Annotated in this window: 25 protein-coding genes; 13 read left to right on the forward strand and 12 right to left on the reverse strand. The window is 38.6% G+C overall.

The window, feature by feature from the left end:
- Positions 1-27 precede the first annotated feature (27 nt).
- Positions 28-255 (reverse strand): IS66 family insertion sequence element accessory protein TnpB, encoded by a 228-nt coding sequence (tnpB, locus tag MTN97_RS17960; RefSeq protein WP_312842967.1) that lies wholly within the window; start codon positions 253-255, stop codon positions 28-30.
- A 205-nt stretch (positions 256-460) separates the two neighbouring features.
- Here tnpB and MTN97_RS15950 point away from each other — a divergent pair, with 205 nt between their 5' ends.
- Both MTN97_RS15950 and MTN97_RS15955 read left to right on the forward strand, forming a co-directional pair.
- The gene (locus tag MTN97_RS15950; RefSeq protein WP_409418117.1) at positions 461-1093 is read left to right on the forward strand and encodes a hypothetical protein; all 633 of its coding nucleotides are present in this window, start codon (positions 461-463) and stop codon (positions 1091-1093) included.
- A 432-nt stretch (positions 1094-1525) separates the two neighbouring features.
- Positions 1526-3277 carry a DEAD/DEAH box helicase gene (locus MTN97_RS15955; protein WP_248474881.1) on the forward strand — a complete coding sequence of 584 codons (1752 nt, stop codon included), beginning with the start codon at positions 1526-1528 and terminating at the stop codon, positions 3275-3277.
- Positions 3278-3315: 38 nt separating this feature from the next.
- On the opposite strand, the gene MTN97_RS15960 is transcribed toward MTN97_RS15955, so the two are convergent.
- Positions 3316-3648, reverse strand: a complete 333-nt coding sequence (locus tag MTN97_RS15960; RefSeq protein ID WP_036982019.1) for a ribonuclease E inhibitor RraB — start codon at positions 3646-3648, stop codon at positions 3316-3318.
- Positions 3649-3839: 191 nt separating this feature from the next.
- On the opposite strand from MTN97_RS15960, the gene MTN97_RS15965 reads away from it, so the two are divergent.
- From MTN97_RS15965 to MTN97_RS15975, 3 genes are all read left to right on the forward strand, one after another.
- Positions 3840-5567 carry an autotransporter assembly complex protein TamA gene (locus MTN97_RS15965; protein WP_248474855.1) on the forward strand — a complete coding sequence of 576 codons (1728 nt, stop codon included), beginning with the start codon at positions 3840-3842 and terminating at the stop codon, positions 5565-5567.
- On the forward strand, positions 5567-9253 hold the full coding sequence (locus MTN97_RS15970) for a translocation/assembly module TamB domain-containing protein (protein ID WP_248474856.1): 3687 nt from the start codon (positions 5567-5569) through the stop codon (positions 9251-9253). The genes MTN97_RS15965 and MTN97_RS15970 overlap by 1 nt, the downstream gene beginning before the upstream one ends.
- Before the next feature lie 291 nt (positions 9254-9544).
- Positions 9545-10429, forward strand: a complete 885-nt coding sequence (locus MTN97_RS15975) for a peptidylprolyl isomerase (RefSeq protein ID WP_248474857.1) — start codon at positions 9545-9547, stop codon at positions 10427-10429.
- Positions 10430-10472: 43 nt separating this feature from the next.
- On the opposite strand, the gene queF is transcribed toward MTN97_RS15975, so the two are convergent.
- Entirely contained in the window at positions 10473-11318 is an 846-nt protein-coding gene (gene queF / locus MTN97_RS15980; protein WP_248474858.1) for an NADPH-dependent 7-cyano-7-deazaguanine reductase QueF, read from the reverse strand.
- Between the two features lie 59 nt (positions 11319-11377).
- Between queF and syd the strand changes: the two genes are divergently transcribed.
- A complete protein-coding gene (syd, locus tag MTN97_RS15985) occupies positions 11378-11917 on the forward strand; it encodes a SecY-interacting protein (protein WP_214552871.1) in 540 nt (179 codons plus the stop codon).
- Between the two features lie 56 nt (positions 11918-11973).
- Here syd and MTN97_RS15990 read toward each other — a convergent pair whose 3' ends face one another.
- The 3 genes from MTN97_RS15990 to MTN97_RS16000 all read right to left on the reverse strand — a co-directional run bounded on the left by MTN97_RS15990 (position 11974) and on the right by MTN97_RS16000 (position 13361).
- Positions 11974-12747, reverse strand: a complete 774-nt coding sequence (locus MTN97_RS15990; protein WP_013465369.1) for a Zn-ribbon-containing protein — start codon at positions 12745-12747, stop codon at positions 11974-11976.
- Positions 12748-12760: 13 nt separating this feature from the next.
- Positions 12761-13027, reverse strand: coding sequence for a hypothetical protein (locus MTN97_RS15995; RefSeq protein WP_138627680.1), 267 nt, complete (start codon positions 13025-13027; stop codon positions 12761-12763).
- A 97-nt stretch (positions 13028-13124) separates the two neighbouring features.
- A complete protein-coding gene (locus MTN97_RS16000; RefSeq protein ID WP_248474859.1) occupies positions 13125-13361 on the reverse strand; it encodes a DUF2789 domain-containing protein in 237 nt (78 codons plus the stop codon).
- 295 nt (positions 13362-13656) lie between these two features.
- Between MTN97_RS16000 and MTN97_RS16005 the strand changes: the two genes are divergently transcribed.
- Positions 13657-14313 carry a GNAT family N-acetyltransferase gene (locus MTN97_RS16005; protein WP_248474860.1) on the forward strand — a complete coding sequence of 219 codons (657 nt, stop codon included), beginning with the start codon at positions 13657-13659 and terminating at the stop codon, positions 14311-14313.
- Positions 14314-14892: 579 nt separating this feature from the next.
- On the opposite strand, the gene MTN97_RS16010 is transcribed toward MTN97_RS16005, so the two are convergent.
- A complete protein-coding gene (locus tag MTN97_RS16010; RefSeq protein ID WP_013465365.1) occupies positions 14893-15192 on the reverse strand; it encodes a DUF3301 domain-containing protein in 300 nt (99 codons plus the stop codon).
- Positions 15193-16221 carry a DUF3549 family protein gene (locus MTN97_RS16015; RefSeq protein ID WP_248474861.1) on the reverse strand — a complete coding sequence of 343 codons (1029 nt, stop codon included), beginning with the start codon at positions 16219-16221 and terminating at the stop codon, positions 15193-15195.
- Positions 16222-16324: 103 nt separating this feature from the next.
- Between MTN97_RS16015 and MTN97_RS16020 the strand changes: the two genes are divergently transcribed.
- From MTN97_RS16020 to MTN97_RS16035, 4 genes are all read left to right on the forward strand, one after another.
- Positions 16325-16645, forward strand: a complete 321-nt coding sequence (locus MTN97_RS16020; RefSeq protein ID WP_248474862.1) for a YqcC family protein — start codon at positions 16325-16327, stop codon at positions 16643-16645.
- A complete protein-coding gene (truC, locus tag MTN97_RS16025) occupies positions 16638-17402 on the forward strand; it encodes a tRNA pseudouridine(65) synthase TruC (RefSeq protein ID WP_036982041.1) in 765 nt (254 codons plus the stop codon). Before MTN97_RS16020 ends, truC begins: the two co-directional genes overlap by 8 nt.
- Complete coding sequence (locus MTN97_RS16030) at positions 17403-17852, forward strand: flavodoxin (RefSeq protein ID WP_138626353.1); 450 nt, start codon at positions 17403-17405, stop codon at positions 17850-17852.
- Between the two features lie 184 nt (positions 17853-18036).
- Positions 18037-19110 (forward strand): phosphotransferase enzyme family protein, encoded by a 1074-nt coding sequence (locus tag MTN97_RS16035; RefSeq protein WP_248474863.1) that lies wholly within the window; start codon positions 18037-18039, stop codon positions 19108-19110.
- Between the two features lie 105 nt (positions 19111-19215).
- Here MTN97_RS16035 and MTN97_RS16040 read toward each other — a convergent pair whose 3' ends face one another.
- Positions 19216-19455, reverse strand: coding sequence for an RNA recognition motif domain-containing protein (locus MTN97_RS16040; protein WP_008109433.1), 240 nt, complete (start codon positions 19453-19455; stop codon positions 19216-19218).
- A 111-nt stretch (positions 19456-19566) separates the two neighbouring features.
- Here MTN97_RS16040 and MTN97_RS16045 point away from each other — a divergent pair, with 111 nt between their 5' ends.
- Both MTN97_RS16045 and MTN97_RS16050 read left to right on the forward strand, forming a co-directional pair.
- Positions 19567-21285, forward strand: a complete 1719-nt coding sequence (locus MTN97_RS16045) for a hypothetical protein (protein ID WP_248474864.1) — start codon at positions 19567-19569, stop codon at positions 21283-21285.
- 34 nt (positions 21286-21319) lie between these two features.
- Positions 21320-21673, forward strand: coding sequence for a hypothetical protein (locus tag MTN97_RS16050; protein WP_248474865.1), 354 nt, complete (start codon positions 21320-21322; stop codon positions 21671-21673).
- A gap of 514 nt (positions 21674-22187) precedes the next feature.
- Here MTN97_RS16050 and MTN97_RS16055 read toward each other — a convergent pair.
- The 3 genes from MTN97_RS16055 to MTN97_RS16065 are packed head-to-tail and all read right to left on the reverse strand — an operon-like array spanning position 22188 to position 24739.
- Positions 22188-23300 carry a hypothetical protein gene (locus MTN97_RS16055; protein WP_248474866.1) on the reverse strand — a complete coding sequence of 371 codons (1113 nt, stop codon included), beginning with the start codon at positions 23298-23300 and terminating at the stop codon, positions 22188-22190.
- Positions 23275-24093: a hypothetical protein gene (locus MTN97_RS16060; RefSeq protein WP_248474867.1), complete on the reverse strand. Its 819-nt coding sequence runs from the start codon at positions 24091-24093 to the stop codon at positions 23275-23277. Before MTN97_RS16060 ends, MTN97_RS16055 begins: the two co-directional genes overlap by 26 nt.
- 58 nt (positions 24094-24151) lie before the next feature.
- Complete coding sequence (locus MTN97_RS16065; RefSeq protein WP_248474868.1) at positions 24152-24739, reverse strand: hypothetical protein; 588 nt, start codon at positions 24737-24739, stop codon at positions 24152-24154.
- Positions 24740-24793: the final 54 nt, after the last annotated feature.

A 24793-nucleotide genomic window follows, 5' to 3' on the forward strand; every position in this document is an offset into this window, starting at 1 on the left:
CGGCAATACGAAGGGTTGAATCAAAGTTCAACAGTAAACAAAGCGACTTCTTGTCGCACCTAACCGCTTGTACCACAGTGCAAATCCCGTTCTATCCCAGTAAACCAACTTGAGTTTATCTTTCGCCTTATTACAAAACAAAAACAACGCGCCAGTGTAGGCATCACGTTCAAGCTCGCGCAGTAATTGGCCTAGATACGATGCAGACGTTGTGGGTGGTAAGCTGACTTTTACTTTACTAATCGAGAGGATGATTGGCTGTTACGGTTCGAGGATATCGACGTGTTTTGTGACGTTTGCTCGAACAAAGCTGCCTGATGAGGCATTAAGTTTACCTCGCGCGGCATAAAACGTTGTTTTTGATAAAGCATTTTGCTTGCAATAGTCAGTGATAGTTAAATCACTGGCTTGTTATTTTTCAATAATACTGCGCCACTGTTCTAGGCTACGCGTTTTTCTCATGACTATCTCCTCAGTGAAATTTGGAAATAGCTTAATCATTTTACTGAGTTACTGGCAGGTGTATTTTGCTAGACGCTTACGATCTATCACCGCAGGTATTGTTTACCAGTCAGAATGGTTAGAAGGCTTTAGTGTAACAGCCGATTACTGGGAAATTGATATTGATGACACAATTAGTGGTATTGGTTTCCAAACAATTATCGATCGTTGTGTAGATTCACCAACTGGTATTGACAATCAATTCTGTGGTCTTATAACTCGTGATCCAAATACAAGTGAAATTACCTTATTAAAAGGTTTTGCACTTAATATCGCACGCAGTCTTAATTCTGGTGTAGATTTTGAGGTGGGTTATGATTTTGATGCTCTAGGTGGTAGTTTTGGTACTAGCTTTATTGGTACTTATTTGATTGAAGCAAAGGATTATCCTTTCTCAGCTGAGCCTGAAAATTACACAGACTATGAAGGTGTATTAGGTAATGAAACATGGCAGGGTAGTATTTCTGTTGATTATACTTATGAAAACCTGGTTGTAGATTTTAGCACACGCTTTATTAACGGTGTTGAGTTATTCGATCCTACACAAATAGAAGCAAACCCTAACCCGTCAAATGAAATGCGTTACGGTTAATACTTTATAACTGATGCTTCAGTCGCTTATAACTTTGACAGTGGTGTTGGTTTTAAGTTAGGTGTTGATAACTTATTCAATCGTGGCTTACCAGGAAGTACGACTGGCACAGGTGCAGGCTCAGCGATTTACGATAATATTGGTCGATTTGCCTACCTACAAGCTACTTACAAATTCTAAAGCTACTATTTATTAGTATAAAAATTTTATACTAATAAAGTTCCTTAGAATTGCAGATAAGTTAAGTATGTAATTAAATACCTTTAATCATTTTGATTAAGGGTATTTTTTTATATTTATACATAATATAGTGCTCAAAATTTATAAACAGTTTGAATATTAGTTTATGAATATAAATTATTTAAACAAATATGAAATAAAGCTGTCTTCCTAAAACATAACCATTAATTAGATTAAGAATTCTTACCTTTGATGACCTACACCCTTAGACCCTACCAAAGCGAGGCGGTTGAACGAACCGTTTTACACTTTAGAAAAACCAATGATCCTGCTGTTATTGTGTTGCCTACGGGGGCGGGTAAAAGTTTAGTGATAGCTGAACTTGCGCGTATTGCTAAACAAAAAATATTGGTGTTGGCGCACGTAAAAGAATTAGTGGAGCAAAATGCTCAAAAGTATAAAAGCTTTGGCCTTGAAGCGAGTATATTTTCCGCAGGACTCAAAGAGAAGTCGTTAACCCATCAGGTCACTTTTGCGAGTGTGCAGTCGTTATCGCGTAATCTAAATAAACTTAATGAGCACTACTCATTACTTATTATTGATGAGTGTCACAGAGTAAATGGCGAAAAGAAAAGCCAGTACGGAAAAGTTATTAATGCACTTAAATCTCACAACCCTGAATTAAAAGTATTAGGTTTAACCGCGACGCCTTACCGACTAGGGTTAGGCTGGATTTATCAGCATCATTACCATGGTTTTGTAAGAGGCAATAAAGAGAGTCCATTCAAACACTGTATTTTTGAACTACCTTTGCGCTATATGATTAAGCATAACTACTTAACTCCCCCTAAAGAGGTTGATGCTGCAATTAGCCATTATGACTTTTCATCTTTAACTAGCAATGCATTTGGGCAATATAGCAATGAGGATATGAATGCGCTGTTAAAAAAATCGACCCGTGCAACTCAAACAATTCTGCAGCAGGTTATTCAATATAGTGAGAACCGCCATGGTGTGATGATATTTGCAGCTACGGTTTTGCATGCACAAGAGATAATGACTTATCTACCAGAGGATCACAGTGCGCTGATCACTGGAGATACGCCAAATAGCGAACGCGATAAAATAATAAAGCAATTTAAAGCTAAACAGTTAAAATATTTAGTGAATATATCAGTACTGACGACGGGTTTTGATGCCCCCCATGTTGATTTTATTGCTATTTTACGCCCCACGGAGTCGGTAAGTTTATACCAGCAAATTGTCGGTCGAGGCTTGAGGTTAGCTGAGGGTAAAGATGATTGTTTAGTGATTGACTATGCGGGCAATGGCTTTGATTTATTCTACCCAGAAGTTGGCGATAAAAAAGGTGATAGCGATAATGAACCCGTGCAAGTGCTGTGTCCTGGGTGTGGCTTTGCCAACATATTTTGGGGAAAGACAGATGCTGATGGCAAAGTAATCGAGCACTTTGGTAGGCGTTGTAAAGGTTTGCTAGAAGATGATAACGGTTTAAGCGAGCAATGCGATTACCGCTTTCGTTTTAAAGAGTGTGAGCAGTGCGGCGCACAAAATGATATTGCTGCTCGAAAATGCCATGATTGTGACGCTGTGATGGCCGACCCTGATGATAAGCTTCGTAATGCGTTAAACCTTAAAGATGCATTAGTCCTTCGTTGCAGTGGCTTGAGTGTGACTAAACTTAAAGAGCAATTGTTAAAAATTACTTATTTTGATGAAGACGGAGCCAGTTGTGATGAAATTTTTGATTTATCAAACAAAGGTGCTCGGTATTACTTTAATCAGCAATTTGGTAAGCGTGTAGGGCAGGGACAGTCACCAGTTGAATTTAGCAGTGCAGAGCAAGTTATAAAAGCGCAGTTTGATTTAATACCACCGGACTTTGTGATTGCGCGAAAAAGTAAAAAATATGGCTGGAAAGTAGCAGATAAACTTTTTGATTATAAAGGCAGCTTTAGAAAAGCAAACCAGCTAAGTCGATAGACTAAGCTGGGTATCTCATTCATTATTTAAATTAGGGATTATGCTTCTTCTGCGTCTAATCCCCAACCATCACCATAGCCATTAAAACTGTTCGCTATGCTTTCAATGTATTGTTCTGCTTGGCCTAACAGTGCATGTTCAGGCACCATTTGTACATGGGCAATTACTTCCCAAACGCCGGTATCTTTACATTTTTCAACATCAGCAGTTTGCACTAATGCATCGTTTACAATCTCAGTTGCAAATTTTTCGGCATCAGCCTGTTGTTCAAATAAAATGTAAAAATCAATTTGTTGCATTTTACTTAAATCTACACCGGCGGCGGAAATTTCAGCAAGAAGCTGGCCATTGTCATCATCAGGGAATTGCATTAAAAACTCATTAATTTTATTTTGTACTCGTTATAGCTATTGTAACCAAAATAAACCGTTAACGCGTACTAAATTTTGACTGCATCTTTGAGTGTTAATTGCGATTAAGTTAATGTTAGGCTCATTGTGGCTATGGTATGATATTTCTGTCTAACGGTTTATTTTATGGATACCACAGTAAGGATATTTACTTGTTCAATCAGCTTTTAAAGTTTTTTTGTTTTTTTTGCTTATTAGTAAGCCTGTCTTCTATTGCCTCTGAAAATATAATTGAAGATTATGAAATTAAAGGGATCAGTGGCGACTTAGAAAATAACGTTGCACTTTATTTAAAACAACTTGTTGGTGAAAAACCAACCCGTACACTTCGTCGGTATGCAAAAACGCAAGTTGAGAATAGTATCAAAGCCTTAGGTTATTACACTCCAGTAGTAAATATTGATTTTGATAAAGACGAGCGCGAACTTGTTGTAAATATAGAGCGAGGCCCAGCCACACGTATTGAGTCACTTAATATAACTATTAATGGTGAAGCAAAACAGGATCCGTTCGTTCAAAAAACGATTGAAGATCTTAATTTAAAACAAGGTGATATTTTAAATCATGGGGTTTATAGCAGCGCGCATCAAAAAATAGAGTCAGTGTTGCTAGAGTATGGATATTTCGATGCAAAATGGCCTGTTAGAAAATTTGAAGTATCACTTAAAAAACACAGCGCAACCATTACTTTTACTATTGATAGCGGAGTTCGTTATCAGTTTGGTGATATTTTAATTGCCAGAAATACTCCAGCTGAAAAATATATCCGCTCTTTGGCGCCATTTAAAATGGGTCAGTCGTACAAAGCATCCTATATTGCCGATTATAATTTTGATTTATCAAGTACCCCTTATTTTAAGAGCGTGCGTGTTTATGCCGATATTACAGCGAGAAAAAACAAGCAAGTTCCTATAAAAGTAGATGTGTTACATAAACCAGAAAATAGTTATGAAATTGGTGGTGGCTTTAGTACAGATTTAGGGCCGAAAGTACGTTTTAAATGGAGTAAACCATGGATCACCGATAACGGGCACTATCTTGAAAGCAATTTAAATGTTTCTCAAAAACAGCAAGATATTTCCATGGCTTACACCGTGCCGGTGAATGATCCGAACGATGATTTATGGCGCTTTTCTGTCGGTTATAAGTTGGAAGATGAATTAACCAATCAAACCTACAGTGAAATATTAACAGGGCAGTTACAGCGCCAGTGGTTAACTGAGCATGAATGGGTACGAACGGCTTTTTTAAGGCGTGAGCAAGAAACCTACCGCATAGGGGATGACGAAGAAAAAACAACTGAAATGTTAATGCCTGGGATCAGTTATGCGCGTAAACAATCAAAGGGTGGCACCACACCTTATTGGGGGGAGCAGTGGTCTATTTCAGCTGAGTTTGGACTCGATAGCGTACTCTCAAGTACCAATTTGGTTAGAGTTCAATTACAGCATGCTTGGTTACGTACTTACCTTGACCGCCATCTGATCTTTTTAAAAGCAAACGTGGGCGCAATGATTGTTAATGATATAAATAACGTGCCATTTTCTTTGCGATTTTATGCCGGTGGCGATCAAAGTGTCAGGGGTTTTGCTTATCAGTCGATTTCTCCGCAAAACGAGCAGGGTGAGCGTATTGGTGGTAAATATTTATTAGCGAGTACCGTTGAATACAACTACCAATTTGCTAAAAATTGGCGGGCTGCGCTGTTTGTTGATGGGGGGACCGCAACCAATGATTTTTCAGAACAATTTGAAGTAGGTGCAGGATTTGGTTTTCGTTATTTAACACCGGTTGGTCCGATAAGAGTTGATCACGCGTGGGGGCTCACAAAAGAAAGTAAAAGTACCCGTTTAAGTATTACCATAGGGCCTGAAATTTAATGTCAGTATTTAAAAAAGTAACGGCGATAATTAGCGCCGTTTTAGCAACGCTGTTAGTTACACTGTTTTGCGTTTTGTTTACCGCCCCAGGTAATCAATTGCTTGCTTACACAGCGAATAAATTGGTTGATGGATTAACCATTGAAATAAAAAATGGCCGATTTTTATACAATGACGCGTTTAACTTACAGTTTGACCAAAATGGCGTAAGTGTTAATGCACAGCAACTAAAGATAGATTTATTTTGGTGGCAATGTGATGGTATTTGTATTGATAATTTAAGTGCTAAGTCGATTAAATTAACCTTGCCAAAAAGCGCTGAGAATAAAGACGATACGCCAACCGAAGCATTAGAACAAATAACCTTACCCTTTAATATTGCATTAAAAAATCTAGCTATTGATGAATTTATTTTAAATCATTCAAGTGCAAACGTAACACTTAACACTCTGCAATTGTCGGCAAAGGCTGAAGGGTCTGATATTACAATTAAACGTTTAACCACTCCTCGCATTAATGTGGTATTGAAAGAGCAAACCGCAGCTCAACAAGCAGCGGCTAATCAACAAACAACAACGGCTATTAATGAATTGCCAGCTTTACCCAATATCGATTTTATCTCACCACTTAACATCAATGTTGAGCAGTTCAATATCACCAACGTGACAATAAATCAGGGCGAGCAACACTATTCAATTAATGATATTGCTCTGCAAATGAGCGTAGAAGATGCCACTATTAAGGTACAGTCACTATCGGCAGGTTATCAGCAGTGGCAGTTAAAAACTCAGCTTGATGCAACACTTGAAGGGGCAATGCCAATTAACGGCAACATTAGCTTAAAAGGGAATGAACATGGAGCTACTCTTGATATAAATGGTGATCTAGCCAAGCTTAACATTGCGCTTGATACCACAGGATTATTTCCTTTAAATTTGAGAGCAACAGCCAATCTCAAACAGAAAAATTATCCCTTTAGTGTTAATGGCAAAATTAATCAATGGCTTATTAATACACAAAGTAATGAGCTAAAGGTTAAAAACATCAATTTAAGTGCCCAAGGTAATGCTAACGACTATCAATTAAGTTTAACGGGTAATACTCAGCTAGATGCTTATCCAAGTGTAGATTTAAATGCTCAGCTAAAAGGCACACTAAACAAGGCAACGCTTGAAACGCTTGCTTTAAAAGCTAACGATAGCGCTGCGAATATTAAAGCACAGCTTGATTGGCAACAGGGAATTAAAGCGGATTTCACCGGCGTTTTATCAAATTTAAAAGCGCAATACTTAACCGATGCCCTAACTAGTGATGTTTCAGGGACGTTTAAAGGCGTATTTAACGCCCAAGCCGATACCTGGCAGCTAAGAATGAACAATACTAAGCTAGCCGGCTTACTGAACAACGTTCCCTTAGAGTTTGCTGCAAACTTTAAGTTAGATAATCAATTAAAAGCCGATATCGATAGTTTTTATTTAAGTAGTGGTACTAACAAGTTAACTTTGAATGGGCAGGTAGATGATACATGGCAAGTTGACGGTGATATTACGCTTAATAGTGATGAGCAGGCTAATCTGCCTTTTATTGCTAACGGTAAAGCGGACTTAAAAGTACGCGGCAACAGATTAACCCCTTCGGTTGACTTAGTTGTTATGCTAGAGCGCTTTATTTTTAATGAGATAAACATTAATAAACTCGCTATAAAATCTCAATTAGATACGGCCGCTGATTGGCAAACTGATCTCAGTGTTAATGTTGCATCTGCACTGGTCGCTGGGCAGCAAATTAATAATATAAACATAGCTGCCAGTGGTGATAAAACAGATCATCAACTTAGCGCGTCGATTGATGCCGAAAAAGGCGCGGTGGAACTTGAGCTTAATGGCAAAATGAAAAATGCCATTTGGAATGGTGAGCTAAGTGACATCACCCTTAGTGATAAAAAGCTGAGTTTTAATAATACTAAAAAAATATCCGTTATGGTGAATACACAAAACGGGGATTTTGATGTGAGCGCTCATTGTTGGCAATCAGATCAGAGCAAGTTGTGTATAGATACCTTGTCGCAAACAAAAGCGCTAGGGCAGTTTAATGCAAAGCTTGCTAACCTCTCACTTGCAGAGCTTAAGCACTTATTACCAGATAATATTCGCACACGCGGAGACTTAACAGGTGATTTTGCTGCTAATTGGCAGTCAGGTGCACTTAAAACGCTCAGAGCGAATGTAAATTCTAATGGGTTAAATGCAGTGCTAACCTCAGAAGAGGATCGATTTAAACTCCCAATAGAAACACTCAATATTAGTGCTTTTTCAGATTCGCAGATTGGTAAAATTGAAGCTAACTTGGCATCCAGTGTGCTAGGTAAAATAGCTACCGAGATAAATATTGACGACATTCAAAATACACAAACACTCTCTGGTAACGTTAATATAGATAAAATTTTACTCTCAGACATTCAGCCATTTTTAGATACGCTTGAGCAACTTAAAGGGGCAATCAGTGGGCAGGTTTCATTAGCAGGAACGCTCAAAGATCCTCAGTTAGATGGTGAGCTTAATATTGCAGACATTAATTTAGAGGGAGAGCAATTACCCGTTGCACTTAAAGACTCTAATATACATATTTTATTTAATAAAACCACGGCAACAATTAATGGCAACTTAAGTGATCCTCAAGGCGGGCAAGTTAAACTTACCGGTGATGTTGATTGGCAAGGCGAGCAACCCGCGGTTAATGTTGCAGTTATTGGCAATGAGTTTTTTGTTAGAGCGCAGCAGGGTGTGATATTTAAAGTATCACCTGATCTAAAAATCGGCATAGCAGATAACGCGCTTAACCTTGTTGGTGAAGTGGTTGTGCCTTATGGACGTATAGAAATTGAAGAGCTGCCCGAGGGCGCAGTGCAAGTAAGCGATGATGAAATAATTATTGATCAAAAAACACAAGCGGCTAAAAAAGTCCCTTTTGATTATGATATAGACTTAAAAGTAACAGTAAAAAATGATGTAAAAGTTGAATCGTTTGGGCTCGAGTCTAAAGTGACTGGTGATTTAGCGCTTAAAATGAGCCAAGGTACGCCAATTATTGCCACCGGAGAGCTTAATTTAATAGAAGGGACGTATTTAGCCTTCGGGCAAGACTTGATAATTAGAACAGGGCAAATAGGCTTTAGTGGCGCAATCGACAAACCGTATCTCAATATTAAAGCGATTCGTAACCCAGATAATACCGCTGATGGTGTGATTGCCGGAGTGACTTTAACCGGCAGTGTTGAGCAACCTACGTTAAAAGTATTTTCTGAGCCTGCGATGGATCAAGCCCAAGCCTTAGCCTATTTACTCAATGGGCAACCATTAGGAGAGGGCGACAGCTCTACAGATGCTATGTTAACTCAGTTATTACTTTCTCAAGGTGTGAGTCGCAGTGAGGGAGTGGTTTCTAAGGTGGGTGAAACCTTTGGTTTATCTGATGTAAGCTTAAGCTCTAAAGGCAGTGGTGAACAAACAAAAGTAGAGATATCGGGTTATATAGCTCCAAGCTTGCAGGTTAAGTACAGTGTTGGGGTGTTTGACTCACTCAGTGAAGTGGCTGTGCGCTATCAGTTACTCTCTAAACTATACATAGAAATAACCAGTGGCTTATACCAAAACGTAGATATACTGTATAAGTTTGATTGGGACTAGGGTCTGTTGACCTTTGCGGATTAAAATTTGTTCAAACTAGGGGCGGTTTAATCGCGGCGCGAGGTTTGTAACCTAGTGGGCTAAGTAAAAACCGAGTAACAAAGAGTAAATTGCCCCTAGGCAGAACCCGAAGGGCAGCGCCTGTTTGGCATTGATGCTGCGTTATCGCCTATTTATGGGGAATAACCACACCACATAGGCTCTGCCTTGCCTAAATACCAAACAGGCTGCTGCAAATTTAACCTTGAAAGGTCAACAGACCCTAATAGATAACTATAAAAAAGGAAAGGTATGAAAAAGTGTGTAGTGACCCTTTTAGTGTCGGCTTTGTTAGGTGGGTGTGCCCAGCAGACTACTCAATCACCAGCCTCGTCGGCTAAAAAGCTAACAAGCAGTGAGATTATTGCGGCGGCTAAAGATGATGAATGGCGATGGGTCGAATCAGAGAATATTCTAAAGTTAACCCTGCCCACAGGCGCTGCATATATTGAGCTTAACCCCAAACTTGCGCCTAAACACACTGCGAATATTAAAAAACTGGCAAGACAAGGCTTTTATCAAGGTACTCACATTTACCGTTTTGTTGAAGGATTTGTAGCCCAAGGTGGCGATAGTACGGGTAAAAAGTTAGCCAAAACTAAAGATAACACGGTGCCAGCGGAATTTTATTTAACCACCACTGAGCCACTTTCAATAACCGAGATGGGCAGTGATGGTTATGCACCCGTAACGGGGTTTTTAGGTGGTTTTGCGGTTGCACAAAACCAAGCGCATACACAAACGTGGCAAGTCCATTGTCATGGCATATTTGCAATGGCGCGCGATAACGATATAAACAGTGCCAGCAGTGAGTTTTTTGTCACCATAGGTCAAGGGCCGCGTTATTTAGACAAAAATATTACCGTGTTTGGTCGGGTGCTTAAAGGCATGGCACATTTTCATCAGCTAGCGCGAACGCCAACTGAGAATACCGAGTTTAACCCCATTACTGATCTACAAGTATTAGCGGATGTAGCAGACGATAGCAGCCAATTTAAAGTAATGAAAACAGACTCTGATTCATTCAAACAATTAATTATTGCTCGGGGTAACCGCAGCGAGGAATGGTTTGCGTACAGCCATAATTATATTGATGTGTGTGGCATGGCGGTGCCAACTAAGCAACTTAATGACTAAAAAAGGAGCCTGAGGCTCCTTTTTTGTTAAGGTAACGCGACACTTATTGGCGGTTTATTTTTACCGAAAATGGGGTTTCGTTATAATGTGTTGAGCGATATGGGTTTATATCAAGCCCACCACGGCGCGTATAACGCGCGTATACTTCAAGTTCTTTAATATTGAGTTGAGTGGTTAAGTCGCTATAAATACGCTCCACACATTGCTCATGAAATTCATTATGGGTTCTAAATGAAATTAAATAGCGTAATAAGGACTCACGACAAACTTGCTCACCAGTATAGCGAATAATAATACTCGCCCAATCTGGTTGTGAAGTAATTAAACAGTTAGACTTAAGCAAGTGGCTATGCAAAGTTTCGGTGACTATTTTATTGCTTTGTGATTTAAGTGAATGGGCATCAATATGGTAGTTATCTATCTCAATATCTAACTCATCTATACACTCACCTGGAAGCGGTGTGCAAGGAATACAATTGTAGTCATCAGCGCTGTATAAGGTTACCTTTACAGGGCTGTTTACCGCATTGGATAAGTCGTCAATTAAATGTTGTTTAACAATTTCAATACTCCCAAAACGGCTTTGATTAAAGCTGTTTAAATAAAGCTTAAACGACTTTGATTCAATAATATGACTACTTTGACATTCGAAAGTAAACAATGCCACCGCAACTTGAGGCTTACCTTTAGTATTTAACCAAGACAGTTCGTAACCTGTCCATATGTCTTGGCCTTTAAACGGCAGCGCAGTTTCATCAATACTTAATGAATCACGATTAAGCTTGCGAGCAATAGGAAAAAGCAAGCTGGGCGTGTATTGAGCGACATACTCAGTAGATTGACCAAGTACGCTGCCTTTAAGATCGGGAGAATTGCTGTAATCTGTCATGTTTGCTCTTAAATAGTTACAATGGGGGCATTATATATAAATTAAATGAGTTTCACAGTATGTCTGTTGCAATGCAATTAGCTCAACTTCACGAAAAATTTAGCCAACAAACGATTACTAATACACAAAGGCGCCCATTAATCGTCCACGATGAGCAATGGCCAAGCCCATGTGAAATAGGTAGCGCCGATGAACATGGTATGATCCAATGGCAAGCGATAGTTAGAGAGCCTACAGGTTCATTAACCGATCTCGCTAACGCATTGGAGCTTGAGTTTCCAGAGGCGTTGAGTCAATTTTATGGTCATATGTTTGCTGGCAGTGTTGTAGCCAATATTGACGGACATCAAGTGGAATTATTACAAGCATGGAATGAAGATGATTTTGACCTACTGCAACAAAATATCACCGGTCATGTTTTAATGAAACGTAAACTCAAACAAGCGCCAAGTGTATTTATTGGGTTAACCGACCAAGACGATTTGCTTGTTACCGTATTAGTAGAAACAGGTGAGGTGTGCCTAGAATATGTAGGTAAAAAACCACATCATGTACTTGCCAAAAACCTCAGTGAATTTATAGCATCGTTGTCAGTATAATTATAAGGTAGTTTTAAGGTGCGATGTTTTTAGACATAGCACCTTAAGTGTGGGATTTATTGAAAATCCCACGAAATATTAGAGACTATACCACACGGTTCACACCTAAAATCAAACAAGCCAAACCAAGGCTCGGGTAATTTCCATTCACCATGGCAACTCGGGCATTTACGCTCAAGTTCAGAGGCTTTATCAACCCCCCCTACACGGTATAAATAATAGTAAACAGGCTTTTTAGTTAAAAAACTAATCCGTTTAGTTATATCTTTACCACGGCGGTATAAATCACTTTGGGTGCTGGCTATTTCTTCAAGCGCTGGAAATTCACAGCGTGTTGCACCATTAATTTGAATTTGATCGCACGCTTGCCAATCTTCTTGCCATTTAATTAGTGTTTTATAGTCACCATTAGCAATCGCAGGAATATTAAATAGCGGCACGGGTAAAAAGTCATCGCCACAATACAGTGGGCTACATGTATGCACATAGGTGGTATATAAAATATAGCTTGATGGCTCTTTACAGCCATCGGCACCATTGGAGTGAATATCTTGGCCGATGACCTTTACTTTGGGAGCAAGCAAACCAGCGCCATGAAGCTTTTCAACACTGTGTTTAACAAACGCACTGTTATTAAGTGGGTGCATGGCGTCTTCGGTCGGGCACATTACACGAGTAATAAAATAGCCATCTTTTAACACCGTTGGAAATTCCTCTCCAATGATTTGGCCATTAAAGCGTAATGCATTCACTAAGCGGTTTATTGCCTGCTCGGCTTGCTCTAGGGTTGTGTCTTGGTAGCAATCAAATGTTAAATCAACAACAAACATTTATAGTCTCAAATTATTTTTGCTCTAGCAAAGCAAGTAATCGATCAAGTTTTTGCTCAATTCTATCTAACTGAGTGTTTTTAGGAGCTGAGTTACTTGCTTGCTCGGGTGTTTTCATTAAATTATAAATTGAATCGGGATTATTTTTATATTGACTCACTGCTGCAATAATAACCGGCATAGGAAGTGGTTTTACTAAACGGCTTTTAGTTAGTGCAACAGTGGGGACTTTGCCTTCATCAAGAAGGACTTTAATAGCTTCAAATACAGCAGCATTCATTCGATTTATAACTCTTTAATAAAGTAAGCTCGCAACATGGAAGTTGCGAGCAGGTATGGTAACAATAAAGTGGCTCAGACACATTAAAATGTGCGATTTAATTCTTTTGACGAAGGCGAGAGTCGAGTTCGTCAATTACCTCACTCCAATCGCCATCAACCGCCAGCGATTCAGCAATAAAGTGTTGTTGGGCTTCATCCCAAAAGGGAGCATCTTGCAATAATGTGGTATCCGAAATGGCATGCGATGCTATAAATGCATCTATTTCTGCTTCTGTATTAGGTAACCCTAATTGTGCGAACAATGTATTTATGTCGTGCTTAGTCGTATCCATAATCGTGCTCCTTAATGAATTAATACTTAATACTTATTAACTCTAGGGGGGAATGATATATCTTGCCAGTTTAACCCTTACTGAATTTACGCTTTATTTACTCAGTAGTAAGTCGCTAAAGCATGATCTGACTCAACGCAGTGGATGAGCGTACTAACTAAAATGTAAATTCGCTTATTTGTCCCACTTAGGTCTATAGTTATATGAGCATTTGGTCATCGTTGTAGTTCAAAATTAATCCCAAACAAGTTACGCGGCGTAATGACAAAAGGTATAAAATAATAAAGGAAATAAAATGACAGCCACAGCAGAATCCACAGACACGTTTAGCGTGCAACATATTGCACCAGAAGATATCAGTACCGCTGCAAGCCTTATATATCAGGCCTACCAAAATGACCCTATTTTACAAACTCTGCTCGGGTATAACGAAAAAAGCCCTCTGGACTATGAAAAAAAACTCCGTGCGCTTATTCGCGAAGAGCTCAGTAGCTTTTGGCAAGAAAAACAGCCTTTAATTGGCCTTTACCGTAACGATAAGTTAAAAGCAGTTGCTTGTGTATTTGAGTCAAATAGCCAACTTCAAGCAGAGCGTTATTGGCATTGGCGATTAAAGTTGATGTTAAGTGCCGGTTATTTGCAAACGAATCAATTAATTGAAAAAGAAAAAACTATTCGTGATGCACTAAAGCCGCAAGGCAATTACTACTTTTTAGCGTTTATAGCCGTTGACCCACATTTTCATGGTCAAGGGTTTGGCCGCCAATTACTTAAAGGCTTAGATGGTTTATTACATGACAATCCTGAGTCCTCTGGTATAGCGGTATTTGTGACTCGTGACGAACATACGCAATTTTTTAAATCACAAGGCTTTGAGCACTTTAAGCAGCTCACATTTAACCGAGTTAAAGGTGAATTACTTTTTAAAACTGCTCTATCTGTACAAGGCTAGGTGTTTAGAATTGTGATTATGTAAGCCAATGTTCCAAATAGGGCGCACTTACGTGAGATATATCCTACATTAACGTGCGCCTTGTCAGTTTAACTCCATATTTTATCTTCTTAAAAATATCAAGCCATTGTATTTATTTTTATTTTTCAATTTTATGACGTAATTTTTTTGTTTTCCTCACTATCATACTAAGCCGCTTGCTTTAAACTTTACTTTGTCAAAACGACATAGCCCAATGATTGAGCTACTGCCACGGATAAGGAATAAGTAGTTACTAGCAGGAAGCACAAAGGACAAGTTAACACGGATGCAGGGATGAAACAGGAAGTACACTGAGGACTAAAATAGCTGGGAGCTATTTAAAGGACACCAAGGATGATGCGATAGGAAATTGCAGGAGCGTTAGTTTACGCAGGATAGCCAAGGCGGCAAGTGGATATTGCAGGATGCAATGGAGAGTAAACACGGTAGTTTGCTCGTTCAGAGGATGATAAACAGGGAACAGGTAAAGGATACCTTACAGGATGTTGGCAATTGGGGCGTAACTGAGGTTACGCCTTAGTTTTTTGTGCTAAGAAATTATATTCTATGTGGTGGCACAACCACACTTTTTAGTTTTTCATCTTCCATGATTAATACCCCTTGGTAGGCGTTTTCACCGTCACTTGAAAACTCAAAAATAAATTCGCTTTTCATGCCCGGTTTACCACTTTTTAAAATGCCAAATCGACGCTTGTTGCAAGCTACACTCATAAGTTGCACTTGCAATTGCTCGCTTTGGCGTTTGGCATGAACGTTCGCGGCTTCGGCTATTTTACGATTTAGCCAAAAAAAATAAATTACAGCACCAATAAGTATGAACGTCCATAAACTAGCCATTTAAGAGAATAACCTTCCAATTGCGCGAGCTAATGTCTCGCTTCTGTTTTCTTCACGTAATAAAGCTAATAAGTGAGGGCGAATAGTCGCAATTGCAACTAAATCTGCAAAAACGCTAGGAAATAATTCAGCTATTTCCTTATGATGCGCGCATTTATCCATAAAAACATGTAAACGCTGTGGCTGTTCTAACTGTTTAAAGCAGCGACCAGCAATGGTCAACAAAATATCAGAATCCTGCCCTAAAGGTGAGTTAAGCGCGCAATCAACAAGCTGTGCACTCAGCCCAGTAGCTTGCCCTGATGATATTGCACGCAGCGCGGCAGAGGCCGCAACAACATCATTATTACTAAGGGCGGTTTGCCCATAACTTAACAATAACTCACTTAACGAGGGCGGTATTTCGATATGTTCAAGCATTGCACTTAATGGCTGTAATACTTCAACTGGTAATTTAGGCCACGCTGCTTGTAAGTGCTTTAAGTTATCAGCACTATGAAGACGATAAGCAAAATCGGCAATGCCTTGTAACGCGACATTTTGCCAATTATCAAAGCCAATTTGGCCACTAAAGTAGAGTTGGGCGTGCTCGTAGTATTGCGACGCTGGTTGCTTTAGTAACACTTTAACTTGTGCATTAAACGCCGCTAATTTATTTGCGTTCGGAGTAAATACATAAGGGTTGTTATCGAGTGTGCCATCGGCTTGCTCGCCGGTAATTTCTGTTCCTAGTGCCTGAATAACCATATCTGCAAAGTGATCACGGCTCGCGCTTACTAACTTACTTTGCTCATCAAGTGGGAATTTTAAAAACCACACATAAGGTTCTTTACTGGCTTTGCTATCCCAAAACTGAATAGCTAACCATGCATGACCTGCTAATGGGTAAGGGTAAGGAATTTGCGCTTGTTCAACGGCTAAAAATTGTTGTTTATCAAGCTTGGTAATGTGCCTGCCAATATCAAAAGCACGCCATTGAGTGCCTGCACCATCTAAAAGCTGGCCTAACGTAGCTATATGTTCACTCATGGATTTCCAACTGTTTTTACTACAAAATTACCCCAATTATACGCCATAGCGACTGTTGTGGGAACAGGGTATAATTGCATAATACACAAACCAAAGGGTGATTATGTACCAGCAAACCCACATATATTTACAGCAATTAGTGGCGCTACTTAAAAAGCATCAACTGTGGCAGGTTGAGCCGCTGAATCCCGATTTATTAGATTCTAGCGTACCGTTTTGTCACGATACACTGGCATTTGAACAATGGTTGCAGTTTGTATTTATTGAAAAGTTACAGCGGCTAATTGACAACAAGCAGCCGTTACCGCGCAATTTTGCAGTCGCCCCGATGGCGCAAATGACACTCACTGATAAATCAGGCAGCGAAGACATTATCGCTTTACTGACCCAATTAGACTCATTGCTAGGAGAGTCAGATGAGTGAGCGCCTAGAGCCTATTGAATACGGCGAACTGTCGATTCTTTATCAAGATGAAAATTATGTAGCAATAGATAAACCCTCTGGGCTACTTGTTCATCGCTCATTTTTAGATAAACATGAAACTCAATTTGCAATGCAAATGCTGCGCGATCAAATAGGGCAACATGTGTTTCCGGTTCACCGTCTTGATAGGCCTACTTCGGGTGTATTACTGTTTGCATTAAGCTCAGAGGCGGCGCGTGATATGAATCAATTATTTATTGAGGGCACAATAACAAAACGTTATTTAGCGTTGGTACGCGGGTTTGCGCCTGAATCTGTTTTTTTAGATAAACCGTTAAAAGAAGAACTCGACAAAATAGCCGATAAGTTTGCTGATCAAGACAAAGCCGCGCAAGAAGCACAAACCCAATTTAATTGTTTGCATCAAGCTGCGCTGCCTATCCCAATAGGAAAATACCCAACGGTTCGTTATTCTTTGGTAGAGTGTTTTCCTAAAACGGGTCGCAAACATCAAATACGTCGGCATTTAAAGCACTTGTCTTTGCCTATTATTGGTGATGTAAATCATGGCGATAACCAGCATAATCAGTTTTTTAGGGAGCATTTTTCGCTTCGCCGTCTAATGTTGTTTGCATCAGAGCTTAGCTTTGTGCACCCTTATAGTAATAAACCTATAACAATTAAAGCGCCGCTGGGTGACGCAATGTTAAACATTTGCAAACAGCTGGGTTGGCCAGAACAAGAAGAGGATTATTAAATGGCACATATTAGTATTTTTGTTGGCAGCGTGTATGGCGGTGCAGAGCGATTAAGTGAGCAAGTTAGCGACACGCTAGAGCAAGCTGGCCATCAGGTTAGTGTCTTCGAGCAGCCTACTTTAGATGATATAAAAAATGCTTCGCATATTTTAATTATTACCTCGACCACTGGGCAAGGCGATATTCCTGATAATTTAGCCGATCTTTATCATCAATTAAATAGTACTTTTCCAATGCTAACAGGCAAGCCTTTTGGCATTGTAGCCATGGGTGACAGAAGCTACGGTGATACGTTTTGCGCAGCAGGGCGCAGCTTTGATGAACTATTACGTGACTTACAAGCTAAACCTGTTGGTAACCGACTCGAAATCGATGCCTGTGAAGACTTTGAGCCTTGGCCTGTCGCCGAGCCTTGGTTACAAACTTGGCTTGGTAAATTACCCTCTTAAATGCGCAGACTCTAGATGAAAAAACATAAACTGAGTTTGATTGTGCTTGCGGGCGGGCAAAAGAGCCTTGGTTTGGGGTTACCTATAAATCAGAACTGACAAGTATTGCGGCTACTTTGTGCGCATTGCGTCAAGCGTAGCTATTGAATTATTGTCGCCTTGGGCGAAAAGGGTGAAGTAGAAAATGAATTCAATTCCTATTGAAGTTTACTTATCTGAGAATTTTGGCCTTGACGATAAGCATGCGAGTATAAAACCCATCGGTAGTGGTCATATCAATACTACCATGTTATTGAGTACACCTAAGCGGTCATTGGTTGTACAAAAGCTTAATACGGTGGTGTTTCCAAAACCACAGTTACTTGTTGATAATGCAAGATTAATAGAACAACACTTAAGCAAAAAGCAGCAAGTAGGTGAGTTCAACTTAGCAATTGTGCGGCATGTAGCGACAACTCAGCATGACTATTTAGTAAATAATAATGACGATACTTGGCGAGCCCTTGAGTTTATTGGTGGCAGTTACAGCGAAGATGTGGTTAATACTGTTAGCCAAGCGCAAACCGCGGCTAATGCCTTTGGCCAATTTGCTGCAGCATTAGAGGATTTTGACGCTAACAAATTACATGCGGTTATCCCTAACTTTCATAATTTAGCCATGCGTGCAGAGGTTTTTAAGCAAGTTATTAACACCGATCCTCATAAACGTGTAGCTCATTGTCAGGAGGAGGTTGATTTTTGCTTGTCGCAGTTCTCACTCATTGATGAGCTCAATGAATTAGCTGGAAAAGTCCCTATTCGCGTGTGTCATAACGATACTAAAATAAACAACATGCTATTTTGTTCAGATTCTAATAATGCAAAAGCGGTGATTGATTTAGACACCTGTATGCCAGGTTATTGGCTTAATGACTTTGGCGATATGGTCAGAACATTTTGCTCTGCAGAGCAAGAAGACTCAACAGCGCTTGATAAAGTAAGTGTTCGTGAAGACATTTTTGCAGCCATTGTTAAAGGTTATGTTGAACCATTAAAATCAATATTAACGGCCGCGGAAAAACAAAGCTTTTGGTTAGGTGCTAAAGTGATGCCTTTTATGATTGGCTTACGCTTTTTAACCGACTATATAGACGGCGATAATTACTTTAGTGTTAAACATGAGAAACACAATTTAGATCGCGCAAAAAATCAATTTGCGTTGTACAGGGATATAGTAAGTAAGCAGCAGGTATTAAAGGCGATGTTAACTAAGATATAAGCCCAATCGGTTATATTGCTCAAAGTGCTAAAGTTAAGCTTTGAGCAATATAAAGCGAGGTTAAACGCTAAAAATACGTATAAACTTCTAACCCCTCAATCGTTATTAAGCATCGGCTAGTTTTACGCGGATTTTGCTTTTATCAACGGTTGTTTGATTAAGGGCTTTAATTGCGCCTTTAACTTCAATGTCGTTTGGCATTTCTACAAAAGCAAAACCTTTTGATTGGCCAGTTTCTTTATCGAGTACTAAGTTACAGGTAGTCACTTTACCGTGCGCTGTAAATAAAGTACGAAGCTCATGCTCAGTGGTAGCACGAGATAAGTTGCGAACTAATAGTTTCATAATGAACCTAATTAAGGGTATCAGCGGTAATTGTGAGTTACAACGTTAAGCGCGACTAAACAACGCTATTTTGTACTACAACGATATTTTGTACTGTAAGGAAGAGTAAAGATGTCGCAAGGAATACCTAAAATTAGTGAATTTCCTTGTGACGATCGTTATTGGAGGGTCGATTGGTTTGGCGCTATTGAGCGCAACCCAAACGTGCCCTCCGAACCTTTCTTACAAATCGTAATAAGCCCTCTCATTCAAAATGAAAGCATAGACTCCACCGCTAAGCATCTAACTTCCACTCATGTCACAAATTATGATGACCAAACAGTTATAAAAATTGGTGTTGGACAGCTTCCATTTATATCTATCGGTTCGATCTGGCTAAATGGCCAATGCCAAGCAGCCAAGGGTGGTCAAACGAAGCTTTTACATAATCTTCATATCGCCGAACACACCACTCAATCCATCCCTGGTAATCATAAAGTTGAGGATAAAAACCTCATCCCGTACGACTCTTATCGAACGGGAAAAGGGTTTATGGCTAACCTGATAGCCATTGGACATGATAAAGATCCCTTTGGAATACTCGTTCCTGTTATGGAGTTAATCCGTTTCTATTACGCCGTTTCGACAGATGTGGCGCACATTGTTTTTTCTGGCGATTTAAAACATCAGCCGCAGAATGTGATTAATACCGAAAAGTGCGGCTTTGATGAGGGAGAAAGACGCTGCATACTTCACTTACGGCAACACCTGTCGGACGAAGATGGTTGGGTTATTGGAAGAGCACTCACATGTAAAGAAGCTTGGGAAGGCTTTACGCTGCCACATGACACTATAATGAAACACTCCTTGAATACTAAGTTTCTTCATCCCCAGAGTGCATTTCCATTCTCAGGTTCAAGTAACTTAAAAGTCAGAGGTAAGTTCATTCCTGCTAAAGATGAACTATCAAAAAGTGGCTGGCGATATCTAGTATTGGCCATAGAGCACTGTACAGCACCATTTCCTTTTGAGCATCTTACGGCTGATAGAGACAATAACAATAGTCAGGCTGAGGGAGAAAATAAAATCAATGATGGTGATAAGAAACCAGCGTATCCTAAACCTAAGCATAAAACGTCAAATGCTGATAAGCCTTTTCAAAGTCAAAATGAGCCAAATAAAAACAAAACCAATGAACATGTGCTCTTACCAACCGACCGATTTGGCGCAATCATGGGTAAAAAAGTCGATAGGCCTAAAAAAGATCAATGTCGTTATATAAGCGCACTACGCTATGCGCCAAAAGAAAAAGAACCAAAGCAGCTTGGCACTGGACAAGGTAATTCTGGTGATCTAAAGACTGGCCGTGGACACGCGAACCCAATCCGCACACGTCGTCAAGCCCTTCCTGCCAGCTTTGAAACATTTGAAGAGGCTATCCAGCTACTCACTCAAGTTGAGGGCGTAAAAGCTCGTCTACGGCCCATAGAAGAAGCCATTGAGTATATCCCGCTCACAAAACCTGCCGATAAAAGGCAATGGTCTTACTTGGACTCAAGCTCTTACTGCCGACGGCAGGTAATTATTGCGGACATTTACTATCGAAACCGTTGGTATACACTGATTGAATTTGAGATGCGTAACAAAGAAAATTGCAGTGTTGCATTAGTTAATGCCGAGAACTTTGAGTATTGCTCTAACCAGAGACTGAACAATTTACTCCATCAGCTTGCAATAAAAAAAGGGATCTGGTTAAACATTCCCTCAATCCCTAACATAACGATTAAAACCATGAAGCATACATGGTCAACACCGTTAGATTTTAAGAGCTCTATCTTTGATAGGCTTTGAGTAAGTCTTCACTATAGTAAGGAATACTACATTTATGTGGGATATTTACAGAATGCAACTACTTAGGCTTATCTCTGAAGCTGGTAAGAAATTTGAAATACCTACGACATGGGAAAACGCACATAAATCACAGCGCAACGGGTTATTTTCAGAAAGTGAATACAGCAACCACAGCTGGTTTTTTATTAAAGATGGCAAAGAGGCTTGGTATCTTGAATACAATTCTTCAGATGGTGGGTGCTGGAATTCAAAGGGGCCGCTAGTTAGCGGCTATAAAGCCCGTTATACCACTGAAATAGGCAAACACATAGCCCTGATGTGTGATTTTAAAAATCAGGAAAACTCAGCAAATAGTAACTATCGAAGACTAAAATATAAAGACAAGTAAAAATGACAAAACTTATCTGCAGGATACTTTTTACGAGCTAGTTTGCAGCCTGCTGTAGGCTTGTCATCTACCTAAGTAAAACAAGCTTAAGCTAGATGTACTAGAACTGGGTGACTAAACTCTAATCGACTATCTTGAAACCGCACAATTCTACTAACGAGCTGTACTAAATCTGGGGCAGTTACACTACTGTGGGTGAACAATAGAGAGATTCATACTAATTCCTACTACACAGTGTGAATCACGCTACAACTGAGTAATGAAGTATCATGCTGGTTGTCTTGAGCTGGACAGATTGCTCGGTTCCATTCAAACACGTTTCTGGACAAAAATGATTTTAGTGTTCGAACATGAACATCATCTACAACTATAATTGCCCTCAATTCTCTACTGGTCCGTTAAGGAAAAGCTGACGTGAACATCCCTCAGCAGTAACATTTCAATCAGTAAGTATTATTTATAATGTAATCATAGCATCAATTAATTTCATTTCATTAATAATTAAATCCCTTTTTTATATTTTTAGATTTAACTTTCTATTTTTAAAGTCAATCGAAATTAGTTTTTTAGATAAAAAATCTCTTCCTAATATTGCATCACAGCCTGTAGATGCATTTATTTTTGATAAAGCAGCGACATTGTATAAAGTCAAATTACTTTCCCCAAACCCAACTACTATTTTATCTATTTTCTTTCCTAATATAAAATTACTTCCACCAATGTCGTTTACTTTAATTTTTTTCACTTTTCTCTCTCTTATATTACTTCTTATTTTTTGATAACCTTTAGTAACAATTACACTTGCTGCAGAACCAGTATCCACACACAAATTCAAGTTGTTAAATTTCACACCATCAATGGAGATATAACCAATAGAGAATAAGTTTGTACTGTCTTCTAAGAGTTCTAAGGAGTATGAGCCTTTACTTTCATTAAAAACAATCAGTTCGAAATTTTTTAAAAAATTCAAACCAAGTAAATTATATTTATCATCCTTTAAAAATAGCATTTTCTTTACATATCTAGTGTCAAGGTTAAAAACCTCTCTTTTCTCAATAATTCCAGAAAATGACAGCGAGTATACATCTACCTTACTTACTTCCTTATTATTTAAGGTGCTAAATTGTGCACCGGTATCTGTTGTAAATTCTAAATAATCTTTACCAACTTGCAACTCAAAACTAAAATCTTCAACATATATTGTTTTTTTTGATTTATACTCTTGCTTACCAGAAAGATATAGCAACCTTTCCCTATCTACCAGCATTTCAAACAACTTATTATCTATTTCTTTATTTTCAATTTTCTCTCTGTAAGTTCTCAATATGTTATAGCCATCATTATATTTAAGCCTATTTGAATAATTACTCTCCAATGAAAGTACACAGGAGAATTCCCAAATATAGTTTTCCGATTTGCAATCTGACAACGACAGTGAACTACTTTCACCTTTTAAAGTACTATAAGTAATAGCTGAAAGAGGACTTTTTAAGGATAGTTTTTTTATGCTTTCAACATCTGTTTTGTAAATAGCTTTAAGTTCATATTCATCATCAAAATTCAATGCCTCGCTTTTGGGTATACTACAAAAAAACAGCAAATTAATAATAATTATTACATATTTCATTAATCTTATCTTTATTATGACTTATAATGACAACTCTCTCTCTGAACAGTTTATAGAAATTATTCTGTGCAATTAAATTTCCATAGTCTGAATAGAAAGCACTAAGATAATTTAAATCAACACCCTTTGGTATCAAAGGTATTTTAAAATCTTCACTTACAGCGTTCTTTGATAGCTCATAAGCTGAGACCCCATCTGAAGTTAATACGTAACAAAGTGAAACTGTAGAAGCTTGAATTTCACTAATGAGAGGATCTTCCTCAAAAGGCTGTAACAAATGAGTTAGCTCATGGTAAGTCTTTTGAAATACTTCATAGACCCTCGTTTCTAATTCCTCATAGCTAATTTCACATAAATCATCTTTAAAATATAAATATGCACTATTGTTTATGTACTTCTCTGATATATTAAATTTATCACTTAACAGAAATACTATTCTAACGTTTATCCTTTCTTTCCTACTAAATATTTTTATTTTTGAAGTTGACTTTTCGATATAACTTAGAAATTCAAAATTATCACCTAAGCATGACATTGTTTTTTTAGATACATATATATAACCCGACAAATCTTCAGTAATAAAAGGGAATTTTTCGTAATCACCTGAATTTAATTCAAAGTTTCTATTTAAAATTGCGGGTTCGCCATTACTAAAATAGGATTGAATTTCTACATTATCATGCTCTTTAATTACTGCATTTCCAACACTCCCTTTTTCTAAGGTGTATATTGAGATGCTTGAGCATGCTGAAAAAAAAACAACATGAAAAAATATGATAAAATTCTTTAACATAATCTAATGACTTAAGAGATTAAAATAGCCTAAAGCAGCTCTTTAGGCCAAGGTTTTACTAAAGTGGATCGCAACCGAATTCAGCACAAGGATCAAAATACTTTGATACAGTATATGAATGTGAAGCAACATTACCCGTTCCATCATTTACTGACACAACCACATTCTGTGAATTACTACCCGGAATTGTTTTTACTGGCAAATTAAAAGTCAGTTCATTACCCACGCCGACAAATTCGCCAGCCCAATTTTCAAAAGCAGATGGGTTATCCAAGAATACATTTGAACCTATAGTTTTAGTCGTAAAGTTTTTAGTCTCTATTTTTGTTCCATCAACCCATACACTAAATGAAATAGTATTGTTTACAACTGATGATACAGAACCACTTCCATCATTGATGTTTATATAAAACTCTTCAGCATTTAATGCTTCATAATCTTCTTCTGTAAAAAAACCAGAAGCAGCTAATAAGCTTGTAAATGGTTTGATTAAACTTGCCTGACCGAGATTTTCTATAATTATACGACCATTAGTATCAATGACCATTCCACTCGGGTATGTAACCTTACGTTGCCCCTCAAGAGTCATTTTGCAACCAGTAATTAAAAGTGATGCGATAAGTGCAAGTAATAATTGTAATTTCATGTATTTTTCCTTATTTTTTATTTCCAAATAAACACACTTTTATTTTCCAATAAT

The organism is Pseudoalteromonas sp. 2CM36K (genome assembly GCF_023161865.1).
Taxonomy (GTDB): Bacteria; Pseudomonadota; Gammaproteobacteria; order Enterobacterales; family Alteromonadaceae; genus Pseudoalteromonas; species Pseudoalteromonas tetraodonis.

Bases quoted from the DNA above. Each gene is read 5' to 3' on its own strand.
- MTN97_RS15950 (WP_409418117.1), top strand. From the start codon at position 461: ATGACTATCTCCTCAGTGAAATTTGGAAATAGCTTAATCATTTTACTG.
- MTN97_RS15955 (WP_248474881.1), top strand. From the start codon at position 1,526: ATGACCTACACCCTTAGACCCTACCAAAGCGAGGCGGTTGAACGAACC.
- MTN97_RS15960 (WP_036982019.1), bottom strand. From the start codon at position 3,648: ATGCAATTCCCTGATGATGACAATGGCCAGCTTCTTGCTGAAATTTCC.
- MTN97_RS15970 (WP_248474856.1), top strand. From the start codon at position 5,567: ATGTCAGTATTTAAAAAAGTAACGGCGATAATTAGCGCCGTTTTAGCA.
- MTN97_RS15975 (WP_248474857.1), top strand. From the start codon at position 9,545: ATGAAAAAGTGTGTAGTGACCCTTTTAGTGTCGGCTTTGTTAGGTGGG.
- queF (WP_248474858.1), bottom strand. From the start codon at position 11,318: ATGACAGATTACAGCAATTCTCCCGATCTTAAAGGCAGCGTACTTGGT.
- syd (WP_214552871.1), top strand. From the start codon at position 11,378: ATGTCTGTTGCAATGCAATTAGCTCAACTTCACGAAAAATTTAGCCAA.
- MTN97_RS15990 (WP_013465369.1), bottom strand. From the start codon at position 12,747: ATGTTTGTTGTTGATTTAACATTTGATTGCTACCAAGACACAACCCTA.
- MTN97_RS15995 (WP_138627680.1), bottom strand. From the start codon at position 13,027: ATGAATGCTGCTGTATTTGAAGCTATTAAAGTCCTTCTTGATGAAGGC.
- MTN97_RS16000 (WP_248474859.1), bottom strand. From the start codon at position 13,361: ATGGATACGACTAAGCACGACATAAATACATTGTTCGCACAATTAGGG.
- MTN97_RS16005 (WP_248474860.1), top strand. From the start codon at position 13,657: ATGACAGCCACAGCAGAATCCACAGACACGTTTAGCGTGCAACATATT.
- MTN97_RS16010 (WP_013465365.1), bottom strand. From the start codon at position 15,192: ATGGCTAGTTTATGGACGTTCATACTTATTGGTGCTGTAATTTATTTT.
- MTN97_RS16015 (WP_248474861.1), bottom strand. From the start codon at position 16,221: ATGAGTGAACATATAGCTACGTTAGGCCAGCTTTTAGATGGTGCAGGC.
- MTN97_RS16020 (WP_248474862.1), top strand. From the start codon at position 16,325: ATGTACCAGCAAACCCACATATATTTACAGCAATTAGTGGCGCTACTT.
- truC (WP_036982041.1), top strand. From the start codon at position 16,638: ATGAGTGAGCGCCTAGAGCCTATTGAATACGGCGAACTGTCGATTCTT.
- MTN97_RS16030 (WP_138626353.1), top strand. From the start codon at position 17,403: ATGGCACATATTAGTATTTTTGTTGGCAGCGTGTATGGCGGTGCAGAG.
- MTN97_RS16035 (WP_248474863.1), top strand. From the start codon at position 18,037: ATGAATTCAATTCCTATTGAAGTTTACTTATCTGAGAATTTTGGCCTT.
- MTN97_RS16040 (WP_008109433.1), bottom strand. From the start codon at position 19,455: ATGAAACTATTAGTTCGCAACTTATCTCGTGCTACCACTGAGCATGAG.
- MTN97_RS16045 (WP_248474864.1), top strand. From the start codon at position 19,567: ATGTCGCAAGGAATACCTAAAATTAGTGAATTTCCTTGTGACGATCGT.
- MTN97_RS16050 (WP_248474865.1), top strand. From the start codon at position 21,320: ATGTGGGATATTTACAGAATGCAACTACTTAGGCTTATCTCTGAAGCT.
- MTN97_RS16055 (WP_248474866.1), bottom strand. From the start codon at position 23,300: ATGAAATATGTAATAATTATTATTAATTTGCTGTTTTTTTGTAGTATA.
- MTN97_RS16060 (WP_248474867.1), bottom strand. From the start codon at position 24,093: ATGTTAAAGAATTTTATCATATTTTTTCATGTTGTTTTTTTTTCAGCA.
- MTN97_RS16065 (WP_248474868.1), bottom strand. From the start codon at position 24,739: ATGAAATTACAATTATTACTTGCACTTATCGCATCACTTTTAATTACT.